The sequence below is a fragment of the Piscibacillus sp. B03 genome, assembly GCF_052246295.1.
GTDB lineage: Bacteria > Bacillota > Bacilli > Bacillales > Alkalibacillaceae > Piscibacillus.
Genome location: NZ_JBQQCO010000007.1, coordinates 40,473 through 59,741 on the forward strand (window position 1 = coordinate 40,473; position 19,269 = coordinate 59,741).

Sequence of the window (19,269 nt, forward strand, 5' to 3'; positions counted from 1 at the left end):
AGGTATTTGTTGTGATTCTTGGCCGCGATGTTTTATGTTTCATATTCATTCATATGTAAATGCCCAATAATGTGTTAATCAATTTTATGAATACGACCTTATAAAAAGAAAAGATGTGAAGAAGATGAATGGTTAGTTTAAGAAGCGATTACGTAGTCAAAATGCGAAGGCTCCTACAGGAAGAGCATGAGCTGAAAATCACGCCAAACAAACGGGAGTGAGTTTGGAGAAGTTGAAGCATTGCCTGTGGAAAGCGAAGCATTTTGACGCAGATAATAATTTAACTAATGTTAGGAGTAACTTGACAATAAACTATCGAAGCTCAAAAAAGCCACCAGCTAAGTAATTCATTCTTAACTGGTGGCTTTTAACTATTATAATGATTCTTCTTTTTCTGGTCCTCTGCCTGTTTCACCTTTTAATACGTTGCCACCCGTTTGACGGATAATTTCATCAGTTACTTCATTGGCAATCGTATTAGTCACTCGTTGTAAAATATCATTTACAACCACTTGAGATTCCTTAAATTCTTGAACAATAGGAATTGCATCTAATTCAGCTTGTAAACGATCTAATTCTTCTTCAACGCGCTTTAAAGCTTCACCTTTACCATAGTGTTGAAGATTAACAGCTTGCTTTTGTAATGCTTTAATCTTCTTAATGTGAGCTTGAACTTTATTATTTGAGTTTATTTTAATCTCTAAATCTTTAAAACGTTCAATTTCATCGATATGTGCTAATTTCTTAGCTAATTCCTTTGCTTCTTCAACAACTTGTTGTCTTGTGAATTCTGCCATTTATATCACCTCTACTGGTTCAGCGACGGCTTCTTCAACCATTTCACCGTCTAGTGTCCACGTTTTAGTTTCTGTAACTTTAACATTAACGATTTGACCAACTGCTGATTTAGGTCCTACAAAGTTTACTAATTTGCCACGCTCAGTGTAACCAGCTAGTTTCTCATCATTACTTTTACTTGTACCTTCTACTAGAACTTTAACAACTTTACCCTTATACTTCTCCATCGCTTCTTTAGAATACTGGTTTACAACTTCATTTAAACGATGCAGACGTTTCTTCTTAACATCTTCAGATACATTATCTTCAATACGTGCAGCAGGAGTACCATCACGAGGAGAGAAGATAAATGTGTATGCCCCTTCAAAACCGACTTCATGGTAAAGTGAAATGGTTTCTTCAAATTGTTCTTCCGTTTCATTAGGGAATCCAACAATAATGTCAGTTGTTAAAGCTGCATTAGGGATTTGTTCCTTAATTTTTCTTACTAATTCTAAGTAGCTTTCACGAGTGTAACGGCGAGCCATTACACGTAAAACTTCAGAGCTACCTGATTGAACAGGTAAGTGAATATAAGGCATCAAGTTTCCACCCTTAGCAAGAACCTCAATTAAACGATCATCAAAATCTCTAGGGTGAGATGTCGTGAACTTAACTCTTGGAATATCAATTTTTCTAATTTCATCCATTAGGTCACCTAAACCATAGTCAATGTCTAAGTCTTTACCATAAGCATTAACATTCTGACCTAATAAAGTAACTTCTTTATATCCTTGAGCTGCTAAGTGTCTTATTTCTTGAATAATATCTTCAGGTCGACGGCTTCGCTCTTTACCACGCGTATAAGGAACGATACAATAAGTACAGAACTTATCACAGCCGTACATAATATTAACCCATGCTTTAATTCTTCCTTCGCGACGTTTAGGAAGGTTTTCAATAATATCGCCCTCTTTTGACCACACCTCAACAACCATCTCTTTACTCATTAACGCGTTATAAACAAGCTGCGGAAGACGATGAATATTATGTGTACCAAAGATTAAATCGACATATTGGTGTTTTTTAAGTATGCGATTAACGACTGATTCTTCTTGTGACATACAGCCACAAACCCCGATAATTAAATCTGGATTTTCACGTTTTAACGCTTTTAAGTGACCGATTTCACCAAACACCTTGTTTTCAGCATTTTCACGAATGGCACAAGTATTTAACAAAATGATGTCCGCTTCATTCTGATCTGTTGTCGCTTCATAACCCATTTCAGATAAAATACCTGACATGACTTCTGTGTCGTGCTCATTCATCTGACAACCATACGTTCTAATTAAGAACTTCTTGCCATTACCTAATCCCTGAAATTGCTCTTCAATTTCGAAGTCATCATGATATTCAACTTCTTTTCTAAGTCGTTTCTTCGCTTTTTTCATATTAGGTGGTTCATATGTTGCTTCAAAGTACTTTAGAAAGTCATCTGATGTTTTCTCTTTAAGTCTTGATAAGTTATCCTGGTCGGATTTTACGTCCGATGAATCAACTTGATTAATTTGACTCTGTTCTTTCCTTTGCTTTTCGTTCATATATTTATAACTCCTTTCAACCGAACTAAAGGACATAGACTTACCATTATCCATTAATACAGTATAAATCCTACTAAGAATTTTAACAATACACAACTATTAAATCTAAAGAAATATACTAATTTTGTCATAAAAGATATGTAAATTAACACACAAAAAACGTTCAAACCCAAAATGGATTTGAACGTTCGCTCTGTCTAATTATCTCGGTTCAACAATTAATTTAATAGCTGTTCGTTCTTCTTGATCAATCAAAATGTCCGTAAATGCTGGGATACAAATTAAGTCAACACCACTAGGAGCAACAAATCCTCTTGCAATCGCTACTGCTTTAACGGCTTGGTTAAGAGCACCCGCACCAATTGCTTGAATTTCTGCTGACCCACGCTCACGAAGAACATTCGCTAACGCACCAGCTACAGAGTTTGGATTTGACTTTGCTGAAACTTTTAATATTTCCATTACTAGTTCCTCCTTAATTGACTATTATGGTTTCATAACTAATCTATTCAGCATTCTATGGTACTATTCCTTTTATTATGAACTAGTTTTCCGAAAAATTCAAATATTACAATAACACCTAATTAAAATTAATGTGGTCAGCATTAATAAGAATTCTCTTTATATTCTTAGTTTTACCCGTTTGGTCATCAATTGAAACACTAATACCACTTAAAACTGTTCGCTCTGTTTCAGGCACTTCAAACCTTGCTGGTAAACCAGTCTTAAACTTTCGAATTATAGATTCCTTCTCCATTCCTAAGATACTATCGTAGGCACCGGTCATTCCGACATCAGTAATATACCCAGTTCCATTTGTTAAAATACGTTCATCTGAAGTTTGGATATGTGTATGTGTACCAACAACAGTTGAGACCTTTCCGTCTAAGTACCATCCCATCGCCTGTTTTTCACTCGTTGCTTCTGCATGAAAGTCTACGAATATTAAATTCGTTCTCTTTTTAGCTTCTTGTATCAATGAATCTATAACCTGAAATGGATCATCCAGAGGATTCATAAATGTACGCCCCATTAAATTAATAACAGCTATAGTCTTTTGTCTTTTCTTAATAAATTGTAAACCTGTTCCAGGTGTCCCTTCAGGGTAATTAGCTGGTCTCACGAGACGCTCTGCATCATCTATATAATCAAAGATTTCTTTTTTATCCCAAGCATGATTACCTAACGTTATTACATCAGCACCCCACTCTAAAAACTGATGGTATAAATTTTTGGTCAAGCCTTTACCATGAGCCGCATTTTCTCCATTAACAATCGTTAAATCTGCTTTATGTTGATCTTGTAAAGTAGATAAATTTTGTTTTAATGCTTGTCTTCCTGGTTTACCTACAATATCACCTATAAATAAAATATTCATACATGTACCCTTTCTATTAATAGTCTTATGTATACGTAAATAGTTACATAATCACTGTTTAAAGTCAAAAATAAAAACGGCTTATATAAGCCGTTTTTATTTCGCATATTCAACCACTCGAGTTTCACGAATGACTGTAACTTTTATATGACCTGGATAATCTAATCCTTCTTCAATCTTCTTACGGATATCTCTTGCTAATAGTGATGCCTTAGCATCATCAATATCTTCAGGTCTTACCATAATTCGGACTTCTCGACCTGCTTGGATGGCAAATGATTTTTCAACACCTTCATAAGTATCCGCAATCTCTTCAAGCTTTTCAAGTCGTTTAATGTAGTTTTCTAACGATTCACTTCTAGCACCTGGTCTTGCGGCTGATAATGCATCAGCAGCAGCTACAATAACCGAAATAATACTTGTAGCTTCTTCATCACCGTGGTGAGAAGCAATTGCGTTAATCACGACTTCATGTTCTTTGTACTTCTGTGCTAATTCTTTACCGATTTCCACATGACTTCCTTCAACTTCGTGATCAACCGCTTTACCGATATCATGTAATAATCCAGCACGTCTAGCTAACTGTTCATCTTCACCTAGTTCGGCTGCTAGTAATCCGGATAAATAAGCAACTTCTAACGAATGTTTAAGGACGTTCTGACCGTAACTTGTACGATATTTCAAACGACCGATTATCTTAATTAGATCCGGATGGATTCCATGTGATCCAATGTCAAACGTTGCTTGTTCTCCGACCTCACGGATATATTCATCAACTTCACGACGAGATTTCTCTACCATCTCTTCAATTCGGGCTGGATGAATTCTTCCATCTTGAACTAAATTCTCAAGTGCAATTCTAGCAATTTCTCTTCGAATTGGGTCGAAACCAGACAAAATAACAGCTTCAGGAGTATCATCTATGATGAGATCAATACCAGTTAACGTCTCTAGCGTACGGATATTACGACCTTCTCTACCGATAATACGACCTTTCATTTCGTCATTCGGTAAGTTAACAACAGAAACAGTTGTTTCAGACACATGTTCAGCTGCACAACGTTGCATAGCTAACGATAAAACTTGCTTCGCCTTCTTGTCCGCCTCTTCCTTAGCTCGATTTTCTGCCTCTTTAACCATAAGGGCTGTATCGTGCTCTAGTTCTTTTTGAACACGATCTAAAATCTCTTCACGAGCTTGGTCGCGAGTCAGACCTGAAATACGTTCAAGTTCTGTCTGTTGTGTCTTGAGTAACTCATCCACTTTGCTCTCGGTTTCATTTAGTTGTTGTTGTTTTTCATTTAATGATTCCTCTTTCTTCTCTAACATTAGCTCACGTTTATCTAATGTCTCACTTTTTCGATCAAGCGTTTCTTCTCTTTGCATAAGTCGATTTTCTTGCTTTTGAACCTCTGTTCGACGTTCTCTCAACTCATTTTCTTGTTCTTGACGTAAACGATGGTTTTCATCTTTCGCTTCTAAAAGAGCTTCACGCTTTGCCGATTCAGCGTTACGTTCGCCTTCTTCGACAATCTGTTTCGCGAGTTCTTCTGCACTAGAAATTTTGGCTTCCGCAATGGATTTGCGAACCAAATACCCAACAACAATACCGACAACTAAAAGCAAAATGGAGATGAGTATTGCCATACTATCCATACATTCACCTCCTCTTGCTATTCAAATTTTCTTTTTCTTTCATACATTTCAGTCGGTAATGTACAATCATTCATTTCATCATTTTTAAGTAAAAATGAAAATTATACAATTTAATTTTAAGCTTGTCTAGGCTTTGTGTCAAGGAATTGTCAAACTATTTACAGATTCTATACAGATTTACTTTCAAAATTCACCAATATTAAACAAGCTAAAATAAATATTAAAAAAAATTATTAAAAAGATAAGGTTCCCTAAGTCGAATGACAAGAGGGAACCTTAAAGTTATAAATTTATTATATTGTATATTTAGTCTAAATTTAGCTCTTCTTGACCTTCATCTATTTCTTCGTCTTCTCCACTCTTTTCAAAATTGTAGTGAGATCTAATTGCCGTTGTAATCTCATCATATACGTCACGATTGTCTTTTAAGAACTGCTTGGCATTTTCTCTACCTTGGCCAAGTTTCTCACCATTGTATGAGAACCATGCACCACTCTTCTGAACGATATCTAAATCAGAACCAATGTCTAAGATTTCGCCTTCACGAGAGATTCCTTCTCCGTACATAATATCTACTTCTGCTTGTTTGAATGGAGGTGCAACCTTATTCTTAACAACTTTAATTCTAGTCTTATTACCAACCATTTCATTACCTTGTTTTAATGTTTCAGCACGACGCACTTCAAGTCTTACAGAAGAATAGAATTTTAATGCACGTCCACCTGGTGTTGTTTCAGGGTTACCAAACATAACACCGACTTTCTCACGGATTTGGTTGATAAAAATCGCAGTTGATTTTGATTTATTAATTGCTCCAGATAATTTACGAAGTGCTTGTGACATTAAACGAGCTTGTAGACCAACGTGTGAATCACCCATCTCACCTTCAATTTCTGCTTTTGGTACAAGGGCCGCAACAGAGTCTACTACAATTATATCTACAGCACCACTTCTTACTAAAGCTTCTGCAATTTCTAATGCTTGCTCTCCAGTATCAGGCTGAGAAAGTAATAAGTCATCTATGTTAACTCCTAATGCTTTAGCATACACAGGATCTAAAGCGTGCTCTGCATCAATAAATGCTGCTTGTCCGCCTTGCTTCTGGGCCTCAGCAATAGCATGTAACGCGACTGTTGTTTTACCTGAAGATTCAGGTCCGTAAATTTCCACTACACGTCCACGAGGGTATCCACCTACTCCAAGCGCTACATCTAATGAAAGTGAACCGCTTGAAACAGTTGATACAGTTTGCCCTTCTTGTTCTCCTAGTTTCATAATTGACCCTTTACCAAATTGCTTTTCTATTTGTTTTAAGGCCATATCTAATGCTTGTTTACGATCACTCATCTTAATAAGTCCCCCTTCAATTAAGTAATTCTATCATACTACTTTTTTAATCATTTGCCAACAAAAAAGCGAATATTTGTTCTGTTTTTGTTCGTAAGAAAACACCATTTTCTCATAGCAAATCTATCACTTTTAATAAAAATTGAAAAGAAAATGATGTTTTCTAGCTCAGTAAAATTTTTTTAAATAACTTATTAAATACTTAAAACCTTCTTGAGTAGAGCGTTCACGAATAGCGTTTCGATCGCCTGAGAATACCATTTTATGTACTTCTAATCCTTTGTTTGACGAGATGGCAATAAAAACGGTACCTGCCTCCTGCCCATCAACAGGTTGATTCCCTGCAATTCCCGTAAAACTGATAGAAACATCTGTATTCATTTTAAGACGTGTTTGTTCTGCCATCGCTTTTGCACATGGCTCACTTACCGCTCCATGTTCAGATAATATGGATTGAGGTACACCAACAACATTTGCTTTTGTTTCATTCGTATACGAGACAAATGAGCCTTTTAAGATAGCTGATGCCCCTTCCTGCTGAACTATAGTTGATGCAAATAGTCCACCTGTTAAGCTTTCACACGAACTAACGGTTAAACCTTTTTCTTGACATAATTGCATTAATTGAAGTTCTAGTGGAACATGTCCATAGCCAGTAAAAAATTCGCCTACTCGTTCCATGATTTGTTGTTCAACAGGCTGAAACAATTCTTCACTTTCAACCTTATTCGACGCTTTTGCTGTTAGTCTTAACGTTACATAACCGTTCCCAGCTAAAGGTGCAATCGTTGGATTAGATTGACTTCTAATGAGGTCTTGAAGTTTAGTTTCTAATGAAGACTCACCAATTCCTTGAAAGCTTAAAACTTTACTAAATAATTGCTCTGTTAAGATTCCTTTCTGTTTCATGAAAGGAATAACTTTTTCTGATACTAGCCATTTCATCTCACGTGGAACACCAGGTAAGAAAAACCACCAAGTTCCATCATATTCATAAAATAATCCTGGGGCCATTCCTACTTCATTATCAAAAACAATGCCACCTTTAAATCCCAAAGCCTGCTTTCGATTATTCTCAGTCATCACTTGATGTCTAGTATCATAATAAGCTTGAATCTTATCCATTGATGGAACATGTATCTCTAATTGAGTTTTGAAAATTTCAGCAGCAACATCTTTAGTTAAATCGTCATCTGTAGGACCTAAGCCACCTGTCACTACAACAATATTTGAACGAGCTTGAGCTTTCTCAAAAACTGAATAAAGACGATCATAATTATCTCCTACCGTTTGCTTATAGTAAACATTAATTCCTGAGTTAGCTAATACTTCAGATATCCACGCAGAATTAGTGTCAACAATTTGTCCAAGCAACAATTCTGTTCCAACAGTAATAATTTCACACTTTGTATCTTTGATCATTTCGAATCCCTCATAACATGCCAGTTTTTCACAAAGTAATCAACACCTGAGATTACTGTAATTAAACCAGCTGCATATAAGAATACGGTACCTATAGGGAAACCAATGTAAGAAAACGGGAAATGATGTAATAATAAGAATCCTGCAGCACCAATTTGTAAAGTAGTCTTAAGCTTACCCATTTGGCCAGCAGCTAACACAATTCCTTCACCCGCTGCTACTAACCTTAAACCAGTAACAGCAAATTCACGGCTAATTATGATAATGACTAACCATGCAGGCGCCAACCCTAATTCTACAAGACATATAAGAGCTGCAGAAACAAGCAATTTATCTGCCAAAGGATCAAGAAATTTCCCTAAATTAGTGACTAAATTATACTTACGAGCATAATACCCATCGACCCAATCCGTAAAAGAGGCAATTAAAAATAAAATAGCTGCAACTAAGTGATCAACTGGTAAGACATATTCACCAATAGAATATTCTCCCCAGTCAAAAGGAACAACTATTAAAATAATAAAAATTGGAATTAAAAAGATACGAGAAATGGTTATCTTATTAGGTACATTCATTTTATAAAACCTCCAGCTCACATGAAATAAATCCTTTGCATGACGCAAAGGATTATTACTTATTCTTCCACTAACTCAATATAGATATGTTGACGAACATAGCGATTATTATCATCTGGGTGGAACTCATACTCAAGCTCTTCACCATTAACATAAATCGTTAATCCTTCAGTACTACCTAGATTTAAATAGACTTCATTTTCTTCTAGCTCAAATTCAATCGGTGAATTGTCAGGAGTAAGCATCCCATCAAAGTGTCTTTCGTCACCTTCAACTCTTAACCAGTTTTCGTTTGTCGTTTCAAGTGATAGATTTAATTGATCAACATTACTAACTTCATAGACTGTTGTTACATCACTCTCATCTGCCGAAGCTACATTGATTTGAGTTGTAGACTCTTCTGGTTCTTCCTCTTCTTGCTCTTCAGTTTCAGTTGTTTCTTCTTGTTCCTGCTCTTGCTCTTGATTATTTTCTTCATTTTCGTCTTCATCAGGCGCTGTTATAACTTCTTCATTTCCCATACCTTCATCTGGTTCAGATGCACCAGGATCCAATAAATTAATAACAGCATAGTAAATCGCAAAAATAATCGCAACAATCAACAGTACGACTAACATTTTTGGTAAGAAGTTAAAAAGAGAATTCGAACCTCCACCACTAGAAGTACGACTAGACCTTGAAGGAGTTACATAATCATAATTTTGAGTTGATGTTGAAGGCAATTCTTCTTTATGCTCTTCTAACAACTCTTCTCCATTTAAGCCTACCGCTTCAGCATATTCTCTAACGAAGGCTCGAACGTAAAACTGACCAGGAAGTACAGACCAATCATTTCTTTCTAATGATTCTAAATACCTTTTTTGTATTTTAGTTTCTTTTTGAAGATCATCTAAGGTTAAGTCTTTTTCTAACCTTGCTTCTTTTAGTTTTTCGCCTAATTGCATGCCTAACACCGTCCAATTTTATTAGAAATCAAACATAGAAAAACCATCTTGTTCATCGAATTGCGGTTTATTAATTTTATCATAAGTAATCTCTTCATCTTCATTGTTTCTGAGTTCAATAAAGTAATCAAAGTCATCCAATGTATATTCAGAATGTTGCACAAAAACATCAGGATGTTCAATCACCTTAACAGCGGGTAATTGCATAACTTCTCTAATGACTTGCCAGTGCTTATCACTTGATCGCTTGACAGACACTATTCCATCAAGAATATATAAGTAATCCTTGTGATATTCATGTTTAATTAATTGACTTCGAACTGTTTGTTTTAATAATGTACTAGAGAGAAATAACCATTTTTTATTGGCACAAACACTGGCTGCAACCACAGATTCTGTTTTACCGACTCGCGGCATTCCTCTTATACCTATTAACACATGATCGTCCTTTTTAAACAATTCCGCCATAAAATCTACTAAAATCCCTAGTTCATCTCTTACAAAACGGAAAGTCTTTTTATCATCGGAATCACTTTTTATGTATCGACCATGCATGACAGCAAGCCTGTCTCTTAATTTTGGTCGTCTAATCTTTTTAACTTGAATAGTCCTCATCGTATCTAAAATAGTGACTAGACGTTTCATATTTTTGTCATCTTTACTTAATAAAAGCATTCCTCGATGTGCGTTCTCTACACCATTAATCATAATAATATTTATCGATAACATTCCAAGCAAAGAAGCAATGTCACCTAATAAACCTGGTCGGTTATGTAGAATTTCATATTCTAAATACCAATCTTTACGTTCGTCCATCTAAAGCCCTCCAACCAAGTTCTTTTATAGATATGAAATAATTAACAATGTTAATACTATAATAAATTATTTTACTTGATAATAAAAGGATGTTTATTATATTTGTTAAAACTAATTTGTATAAAAGGAATCCCGAAAGATATAATACCTTTCGGGAAGTAAAAATTAACGATCCGTTCCTTCATTTTGAACTAATTTTACCATCATGTTAGCGATGGCATGTCGTTCTTCCTCAGAAGCTACATTCCATAAATCACGTAACATAGCCTCTTCATCATTCTTTGCATCTACTTGTGTTGCTAAATGCTCACCTACTTCATATGCAAGCTCGTTAATAGTATCTTGTGGAACGCCATTTTGTTGAGCTTGGTGTAGACGATCTCCCAAAAAGTCTTTCCACTGTTCAAAATTATCTAATACAGACATGTTAGATCCTCCTTTTAAGCATACTTTCAATTATTATTTTTTACGGAAGACCTAACATTATACACAAATTATTTAAGTTAATTGCCCACCATTGACTCTGATCACTTGCCCATGAATATATGATGAGTCAGTACTACACAAAAATGAGACAACTTTAGCGACTTCGTCCGTTGTACCTGCTCTTTTAAATGGCACATCTTCGAAAAAATCGTCAAGTTCTTCATTATTTAGATGCTTGTTCATTTTAGTTTGGATTAAACCTGGGCTAACTGCATTCACCCGAATATTGGATTGCCCAACTTCTTTTGCCAAAGCTTTTACAAAAGATATTTGCGCTCCTTTTACTGAGGAATAATATATTTCTTGGCTCGCCCCAATTTCACCCCAAATGGATGAAATCACAATGATATTTCCTTTTTGTCGATTAATCATACTTTTCAAAAACGATTTACTAATTGCAACAGTTGATTTTACATGAGTGTGATACAATTCATCTAATACATCTAAATCTGTTTCAGTTATCAGCCCATTCGCTGCTTTTCCTTGCGCGAATATAATTGTATCAACTTGAAATGGGATTGAGTTAATTAATTCATAATTATTTGGTTCATTTAAATCGGCTTGAATTGTCATGAGTATTTGATCATCGTTAAGCAACTTCTCCAATTGTGCTATTGCTTGTTCATTTTCATTAAAATGTAAAATAAACTGGTATGATTGTTGTGATAGTTCTTTTACAATAGCACTTCCAATTTCTCCACTTGCCCCAATTACTAATACGGTTTGTTTCAATTATTTTTCATCCTCAGGTAAAACCATACAAATTGAAATACGGTCATCTGAAATCCAATCATCTGTCACATCATTTACATCATTTAAGCTTAATTGTTCAAGTACTTCAAAAACATCTCGATAATCAATCCCTAAATGATGATAATGAATAAATGTATTAGCCGTACCTTCTAATTCATTAAATTCTCTTATTAACTCTCCGTACTTTTTCTTCTTTGCACGTTTAAAGTCTTCTTCATTAATCGGTTCATTTTTAATGGATAAAAGCATCTCTTTTACTTTTTGACCGAACTCTTTTGGTTTAGTAGTACTTCCACCAATCGCTGCAAAACCAAATGACTCTTCTAAATATTGTTCAAGTCTTAACTTATCAATAACCAATCCTTCTTGATAAAGCTCTTCATAATAAGATCCACTCTTTGAGAAGTATAAGTCTAAAATCATGTCTCTTACTAAGTCATTTTTTAATAATTTATCTTTTTGTAGAGATTCTTTCTTTTCTTTAACTGCAACCATGCATTTTGGAGTAGTCACAGGCATATAAATTTTTTCAATTTCCTTATACACTTCATCCTTCTCATCACCGTAGAAACGATCAATTCCATTTGGTTTATCGAAATTTTTGTTATTTTGATTTTGCTTGATTAAATTAGTCATACTGTCTAAATCAAAGTTTCCAATCACAAAAATAGACATATTCGATGGGTGATAAAAAGTGTTATAACATGTGTATAAATCTTCATGGGTGATTTCATATATAGATTCAACTGTACCTGCAATATCTATCCTTACCGGGTGATTTTTATACAATGATCCTATGGTGCCAAAAAACAGACGCCAGTCAGCTTGATCATCATACATTTTAATCTCTTGTTCAATAATGCCTTTCTCTTTCTCAACAGTTTGTTCTGTAAAATAAGGATCTTGAACAAAATCAAGTAATGTTTCAACATTTGCTTCTTCACCAAATGTACTTGAGAATAAATAAGCTGTTTGTGTAAAAGAGGTGAAAGCATTGGCAGATGCTCCTCTTTCTGAGAAATGTTGAAACACATCACCGTCTTCTTTTTCAAACATCTTATGTTCTAAGAAGTGAGCAATTCCATCTGGCACCGTTACTTTCTCTGTTTCACCAATTGGAGTAAAAGTTTGATCTATAGAACCATACTTAGTTGAAAAGATTGCAAAAGTTTTTTCAACCTCTGGCTTTGGTAATAGAAAGACATCTAATCCATTTTCCAATTGTTCATGATACATATGCTCGTTAATTCTTGGAATCTCAAATTTATTCATGTCCTTCACCTCCGTCTTCAGCTGTAAGGAAGTATACGGTATCTAATTCAACTTGGTTCGCTACTCGTACAATATCTTCTTTAGTCACGTTATTGATGGTATTTAAAACATCATCAATATCTTCGTACTCTCCTGCAACTACCTGTTGATAAAAGTATTCAACCATTCCTCCAGCACGATCGATTGTTTCTTTCAATTGATGGGTAATCGCTTTTTTCGTTTGATTAATTTCTTCTTCAGTTATTTGTCCATTTTTCATATCTTCATGTTGCTGAATGATGATTTCTTTAGCTTGGTCAAATTTATCTGGAGCAATTCCACTAAACACCAGCATTAACCCTTTATTACTCTCGAGTCTTGAAGCGGCGTAATACGCAAGAGAGTGTTTCTCACGAACATTCATAAATAGTTTAGAGTGAGGAAAGGCGCCGAACACGCCATTAAATACTGTTAATGCTCTGTAGTCTGGATCACGATATGTAATCCCAGTACGATACCCTAAATGTAATTTAGCTTGTTGAACTTTTTGTTTTTCAGTTATTTCATTTACTTTCTCAACTTTTTTATGTTCAGCACGCACCACTTCTACTGAAGGGTTTCGTTTAAAACTAAGCACTTCCTCTATTGTCGATTTAATTTTTTCTTCTTCAAAGTCGCCGACAAAAAACACATCTAATGCATCTTCTTTTATAACCTGTTCGTACGTTTTGTATAAACTTGAAGGCGTAATTTGATCCATGTCATCTAAATAGCCATGAGCATGCACACTATACTTTTCACCTTCACACATTTCATCAATTAAACGCATATTAGCATATTGCATTTTTTCATCAACGATGGATTTAATTTTATTTGTTAATGTTTCCTTTTCTTTAGTGACAATTTTAGAATCAAATTCATTATTTTCAACTTTAGGGTTTGCAGCTACTTCATACAAAAATTCTAGGCACTCTTTGACCAACTCATTGGCATCTGGAATAAACTTTTCATTTGGTACATCCAACACAAAAGTAATGACGTGATTTTCACCTTTTTTCCCTGAGTTAATCGAAAACTTTGCGCCATACAATTCATCTAATCGAAGCCTTAATGCTTTTTCTGATGGATAAAGTTTCGTGCCTTTTTGTAACACAAAAGGTAGTAATGCTCTTTCGGTAATAGTATTTCGGTCTAAAGGCCTTGCGAACTTTAACGCAATTGTATTTGTTTTAAATTTCTTTGTTTGTATTAAGTGTAAATTATATTCATTCTTTTCATAATGTTGATGAGATAATTTTGGCATATTATACCTCCTTTTTTACTCTAATTTATATTCTACCCTAAATAACAATACAATACGAAAAAATCCCTCTTAAAGTAATAAATTTACCTAAGAGGGATTTCGATATTTTATTACCTAGACCCTTTAATAAAAGGTGTCCCAAGTGATTTTGGTGCATCTGCTCGACCTACAAGTCCTACTAAAGCAAAAATCGTTAATACATAAGGTGCAATTTGTAAGTAAACAGATGGGATATTCTCTAGGAGTGGTACACCACTTCCAATTACACTTAAACTTTGAGCGACCCCAAAGAATAGCGCAGCCCCTAATGCTCCAATAGGATGCCATTTCCCGAATACAACTGCTGCCAAAGCAATAAATCCTTGGCCACTGATTGTTCCTTGATAGAAGTTCCCAGCAAATGTTAATGCAAAAATTGCACCACCTGCTCCACCAAAGAAACCAGATAACATAACAGCTATATATCTCATTTTATTTACGTTAATACCCACCGAATCTGCCGCAAACGGGTGTTCACCAACTGATCTTAAACGTAGTCCGAATGGTGTCTTAAAAATCACATACCAAACGACAAAAGCAAGAATAACTGCAATCCAGTTAGTGTAATACGTATTTTCAAAAAAGATCGGTCCAATCAAAGGAATGTCACTTAACAGTGGAATATCAGTAGATCTTAACATCCCTTGAACCATATCAGTTTGACCTTTTCCATAAATTTGTTTAATTAAAAATAACCCAATTCCTAATGCTAAAAAGTTAATCGCTACACCACTTACTACTTGGTCTGCTCTAAATGTAACAGTTGCAATGGCGTGTAAACTTGCAAAGAGAGCCCCTACAATAGCAGCAATCAATATGGAAACCCATGGTGTTAGTGTAGAACCTAATACGGAATATAAACTTAAGTTGACAACGACACCAATAAAGGCCCCCATAATCATTAAACCTTCTAGTCCGATATTAATAATTCCAGATCGTTCACTAAGTACTCCTCCTAAAGCTGTAAAAATAAGAGGGGTTGCGAACATGAATGCTGATGGAATGATGGATTGTAAAACGTCTATAAAAGTACTCATTTAGTTCCCCCTCCCTTTGCTTTGAAGTTTGCTACGTAGCTTTTCATATCCTTTAATTAATTGCTCTCTAAACAAGATAATCATATAGCTGGCTGCAACAAAGAAAATGATTAAAGCAGTAATGATATCTACTAACTCATGAGGAACGCCAGCACTTAAAGGCATATTTAACGCCCCATTTTTAAGAACACCAAATAACCCTGCTGCCAATACAACTCCAATTGCTGTATTACCACCTAACAAAGCAATGGCAATTCCGTCAAATCCAATGTTCGTAAATCCATTATTTAACGTCATATAACCAAAGTTACCAATACCCTCCATAGCACCAGCTAACCCAGCAAAACCACCTGAAATGGCCATAGAAAGCATAATATTGCGTCTAACACTCATTCCAGCATACTCTGATGCTTGAGGGTTATAACCTACTGCTTTAAGCTCATAGCCATATTTAGTCTTTTCAATGAAGTACCAGTAAAATAACGCAGCACCAATGGCTAATATAATACCAGCGTGTACATTGGAGTTCGGCATTAACTGACTGAGCCATTCCATTTTTAGTGAAGCAGTTTCAGCGATGTGCTCAGTACGCTCAGATCTTTCTGTTAAAACATTACGAATAATAGCGTTTACCGAATATAGTGCAATATAATTCATCATAATCGTTATAATAACTTCGTGTACATAAAACCTCGCTTTTAAATAACCTGGAATGAAACCCCAAAGTCCACCAGCTAAAATAGCTGCAAGTACAGCTAAGGGTAAGTGAACGAACGTTGGTAAATCAAATGTAATTCCAACCCATACCGACGCTAACCATCCAACTAACACTTGACCTTCAACACCGATATTTAACAAACCTGTTCTAAACGCGAATGCAACAGCTAAACCTGACAATATATAAGGTGTAATTAAACGAATTGTTTCACCAGTATAATATGGTGTATCAAATGCTCCATTCCAAAGTGCAACATATCCCTCAATCGGATTGTAGCCGAAAATCAGCATAATGAGGGCACCGGCTAATAAACCAAAGAAAATTGATACTAGCGGTATCCATGCTCCGGTTATTTTCTGTAGATTCATTTATGCTTCACCTTCTTTCTTGCTGCCTGCCATAAGTAAACCTAGCTCATCATGATCTGTCTCATCAGGCTTAACTTCAGCCACTATTTTCCCTTCGTAAATCACAGCAATTCGATCACTTAAATTAAATATTTCATCTAACTCAAAAGAAACTAATAAAACAGCCTTACCGTTGTCCCGTTCCTCAATCAATTTCTTATGGATGAATTCAATGGCTCCAACATCAAGTCCACGGGTAGGTTGAGCAGCAATTAAAAGATCCGGTGAACGGTCTATTTCCCTACCTATAATTGCTTTTTGTTGGTTACCTCCAGATAAAGACCTTGCTAAAGTTGTTTCATTTGGAGTACGTACATCATACTCTTCTATTAATTTTTTAGCATATCTATAAATCTCTTTAAAATTTAAAGACCATTTTGAAGAGAATGGCTTCTTATAATAAGATTGTAAAACCATATTTTCAGCAACTGGAAAATCTAAAACTAACCCGTATTTATGTCGATCTTGAGGAATATGCGAAAGCCCTTTTTCATAAATAGATCTCGGTTTTAGATTTTTAATAGATTCGTTGTTTAATAGAATGTCGCCATTTTCTACTTTTCTCAATCCTGTAATGGCTTCAATCAACTCAGACTGTCCATTACCATCTACACCAGCAATCCCTACAATCTCTCCTTGTCTAACGTTAAGATTCAATTGTCGAACCATATCAACATTTCTTTGGTCCTTTACAACAAGATCTTGAATATCTAGTACAAGATCTTTAGGGTTTGCTTTTATTTTTTCTGTCTTGAAACTAACGTCTCTACCGACCATCATAGACGCTAATTGATCAGTCGTCGTTTCATTTATATCTACTGTACCAATTCCTTTTCCTCGTCTAATAACCGTACATCGGTCTGCAACCTGCATAATCTCATTTAACTTATGAGTTATTAAAATGATTGACTTACCCTCGTTTACTAACGATTTCATAATTTCCATTAGTTCTTCAATCTCTTGAGGAGTCAAAACGGCTGTAGGCTCATCTAAAATCAAAATTTCTGCTTGCCTATATAACATTTTTAATATTTCAACACGTTGTTGCATACCAACTGAAATATCACGAACAAGCGCCTTAGGATCAACTCTTAACCCATATTGATCTGATATAGCTTGTACTTCTTTCTCAGCATCTTGAATATTAACTTTTAGCCCTTTTTTAGGCTCAGATCCCAAGACGATATTTTCAGTTACTGTGAACGTGTCAACCAACATAAAGTGTTGGTGAACCATCCCAATCCCTAACTCATTGGCAATGTTGGGACTTGTAATATTAACATCTTGATTATTAACTCTTATTTTGCCTTTTTCAGGTTGGTAAATTCCAAAAAGGACATTCATTAATGTTGACTTTCCAGCACCATTTTCCCCGAGCAAAGCATGTATTTCGCCTTTTTTTACTTGTAAATTTATGTTGTCATTCGCTACGATACCAGGAAACTCTTTTCTAATATCTAGCATCTCTATAACATAATCCATCTCTTCACCCCTCGATCAATATGCATTATTGCAAGTAGATTATGTATAAAACGGAAAAGGCTAACCGCCTTTTCCGTTATTTATGATTTACAGATTATTTAAGTAATCTTCTAATTCATTATGATCAGATGGAACTGATACTTCATCGTTCTGGATTTTTTCTTTCCAATCCTCAACAGCAGAAGCAATATCATCTGTGAAAGCTTCTTCGTTTGTATCAGCTACGGCAATACCATCATCTGATAGACCGTACTCAATCACTTCTCCACCAGGGAATTCTCCATTCTTAGTACGTTCAATAACGTCTTGAACAGCAACATCTACACGTTTAACCATTGACGTTAACGTTACATTATAATCGTCAACTTGACCTTCTTCATACTGGTCACGGTCAACTCCAATTACCCAAACGTCTTCATCAGGGTTATTGCTTTTAATGTCTTTGGCTTCATTGAACACACCGTTACCTGCACCACCAGCTGCATGATAAATAACATCAGCACCGCTATTGTACATACTGTTAGCAATTTGACGTCCCTTACCAGCATCTGAGAATGATTCAGCATAACGTACATCTACTTCAATATCAGGGTCTACTGATTTAACACCAGCGACAAACCCAACTTCGAATTTGTTAATAAGTGGGCTATCCATTCCACCAACAAAGCCAACTTTACCTGTTTCAGATTTCATTGCTGCAGCAACACCGACTAGGAATGATCCTTGATGTTCCTTGAATGTAACACTTGCAACATTGTCACCTTCAGCTACATCATCAACTAATGCATATTGAGAATCCGGGTTCTGAGCAGCAACAGTTTCAATCGCATCAAGAAGCTTATAACCGATACCAAAAATCAGCTCATATTCCTGTTGTGTTAGACGTGTAATATTTGATTCGTATTCAGAGTCTTGATTCGACTGTGCGTAATCAAAATGTTCGCCTTTTTCTAGACAATACTCATCACCATAAGCTTGTAAACCTTCCCAAGCTGATTGGTTAAATGACTTATCATCTACTCCACCTTCATCTGTAACGATTCCAGCTTTGATTGCATCCTCATCAGGTTCGCAATCTTTTTGAGTTTCACCTTCACCATTTCCGCTACCACAAGCAGCTAAAATTAGTGAAAGCGATAACAAAATAACTAAAAATAAATTCCACTTTTTCATAAAGTTCCCCCCTGAAAATTAAAAATGAGAAAGAAACAAAATTGCAAAAATCGTCACAATTTTGAAACCTTCTCAATAACTATACCACGAAAGACCTATGA

General features: G+C 35.4%; 18 protein-coding genes. All 18 read right to left on the bottom strand.

Annotated elements, in window-relative coordinates; all coding sequences use genetic code 11:
- Nucleotides 1-374: 374 nt before the first annotated feature.
- The gene (locus ACTWQB_RS06450) at nt 375-797 is read right to left on the bottom strand and encodes a RicAFT regulatory complex protein RicA family protein (RefSeq protein WP_443138366.1); all 423 of its coding nucleotides are present in this window, start codon (nt 795-797) and stop codon (nt 375-377) included.
- Nucleotides 798-2,381: a tRNA (N6-isopentenyl adenosine(37)-C2)-methylthiotransferase MiaB gene (gene miaB, locus ACTWQB_RS06455; protein WP_443138367.1), complete on the bottom strand. Its 1,584-nt coding sequence runs from the start codon at nt 2,379-2,381 to the stop codon at nt 798-800.
- A 201-nt stretch (nt 2,382-2,582) separates the two neighbouring features.
- Nucleotides 2,583-2,843: a stage V sporulation protein SpoVS gene (gene spoVS / locus ACTWQB_RS06460; protein WP_054751438.1), complete on the bottom strand. Its 261-nt coding sequence runs from the start codon at nt 2,841-2,843 to the stop codon at nt 2,583-2,585.
- 118 nt (nt 2,844-2,961) lie between these two features.
- Nucleotides 2,962-3,759, bottom strand: coding sequence for a TIGR00282 family metallophosphoesterase (locus tag ACTWQB_RS06465; RefSeq protein ID WP_443138368.1), 798 nt, complete (start codon nt 3,757-3,759; stop codon nt 2,962-2,964).
- Nucleotides 3,760-3,855: 96 nt separating this feature from the next.
- A complete protein-coding gene (rny, locus tag ACTWQB_RS06470; protein ID WP_443138369.1) occupies nt 3,856-5,415 on the bottom strand; it encodes a ribonuclease Y in 1,560 nt (519 codons plus the stop codon).
- Nucleotides 5,416-5,721: 306 nt separating this feature from the next.
- Complete coding sequence (gene recA, locus ACTWQB_RS06475; protein WP_443138370.1) at nt 5,722-6,762, bottom strand: recombinase RecA; 1,041 nt, start codon at nt 6,760-6,762, stop codon at nt 5,722-5,724.
- 168 nt (nt 6,763-6,930) lie between these two features.
- Nucleotides 6,931-8,184 (bottom strand): competence/damage-inducible protein A, encoded by a 1,254-nt coding sequence (locus tag ACTWQB_RS06480; protein ID WP_443138371.1) that lies wholly within the window; start codon nt 8,182-8,184, stop codon nt 6,931-6,933.
- On the bottom strand, nt 8,181-8,759 hold the full coding sequence (gene pgsA / locus ACTWQB_RS06485; RefSeq protein ID WP_443138372.1) for a CDP-diacylglycerol--glycerol-3-phosphate 3-phosphatidyltransferase: 579 nt from the start codon (nt 8,757-8,759) through the stop codon (nt 8,181-8,183). Before pgsA ends, ACTWQB_RS06480 begins: the two co-directional genes overlap by 4 nt.
- Before the next feature lie 59 nt (nt 8,760-8,818).
- Complete coding sequence (locus ACTWQB_RS06490; protein ID WP_443138373.1) at nt 8,819-9,703, bottom strand: helix-turn-helix domain-containing protein; 885 nt, start codon at nt 9,701-9,703, stop codon at nt 8,819-8,821.
- 21 nt (nt 9,704-9,724) lie between these two features.
- Nucleotides 9,725-10,519 carry a DUF3388 domain-containing protein gene (locus ACTWQB_RS06495; protein ID WP_443138374.1) on the bottom strand — a complete coding sequence of 265 codons (795 nt, stop codon included), beginning with the start codon at nt 10,517-10,519 and terminating at the stop codon, nt 9,725-9,727.
- Between the two features lie 165 nt (nt 10,520-10,684).
- A complete protein-coding gene (locus ACTWQB_RS06500) occupies nt 10,685-10,945 on the bottom strand; it encodes a DUF3243 domain-containing protein (protein WP_443138375.1) in 261 nt (86 codons plus the stop codon).
- Nucleotides 10,946-11,017: 72 nt separating this feature from the next.
- Nucleotides 11,018-11,737: an elongation factor P 5-aminopentanone reductase gene (gene ymfI / locus ACTWQB_RS06505; RefSeq protein WP_443138376.1), complete on the bottom strand. Its 720-nt coding sequence runs from the start codon at nt 11,735-11,737 to the stop codon at nt 11,018-11,020.
- On the bottom strand, nt 11,738-13,030 hold the full coding sequence (yfmH, locus tag ACTWQB_RS06510) for an EF-P 5-aminopentanol modification-associated protein YfmH (protein ID WP_443138377.1): 1,293 nt from the start codon (nt 13,028-13,030) through the stop codon (nt 11,738-11,740).
- The gene (gene yfmF, locus ACTWQB_RS06515) at nt 13,023-14,312 is read right to left on the bottom strand and encodes an EF-P 5-aminopentanol modification-associated protein YfmF (RefSeq protein ID WP_443138378.1); all 1,290 of its coding nucleotides are present in this window, start codon (nt 14,310-14,312) and stop codon (nt 13,023-13,025) included. Before yfmF ends, yfmH begins: the two co-directional genes overlap by 8 nt.
- A 110-nt stretch (nt 14,313-14,422) precedes the next feature.
- Nucleotides 14,423-15,388, bottom strand: a complete 966-nt coding sequence (locus ACTWQB_RS06520) for an ABC transporter permease (RefSeq protein WP_443138379.1) — start codon at nt 15,386-15,388, stop codon at nt 14,423-14,425.
- The gene (locus ACTWQB_RS06525; RefSeq protein ID WP_443138380.1) at nt 15,389-16,474 is read right to left on the bottom strand and encodes an ABC transporter permease; all 1,086 of its coding nucleotides are present in this window, start codon (nt 16,472-16,474) and stop codon (nt 15,389-15,391) included. It abuts the gene before it with no gap.
- Nucleotides 16,475-17,995 carry an ABC transporter ATP-binding protein gene (locus ACTWQB_RS06530; protein WP_443138381.1) on the bottom strand — a complete coding sequence of 507 codons (1,521 nt, stop codon included), beginning with the start codon at nt 17,993-17,995 and terminating at the stop codon, nt 16,475-16,477. It lies immediately after the preceding gene.
- 87 nt (nt 17,996-18,082) lie between these two features.
- On the bottom strand, nt 18,083-19,168 hold the full coding sequence (locus ACTWQB_RS06535) for a BMP family lipoprotein (RefSeq protein ID WP_443138382.1): 1,086 nt from the start codon (nt 19,166-19,168) through the stop codon (nt 18,083-18,085).
- Nucleotides 19,169-19,269: the final 101 nt, after the last annotated feature.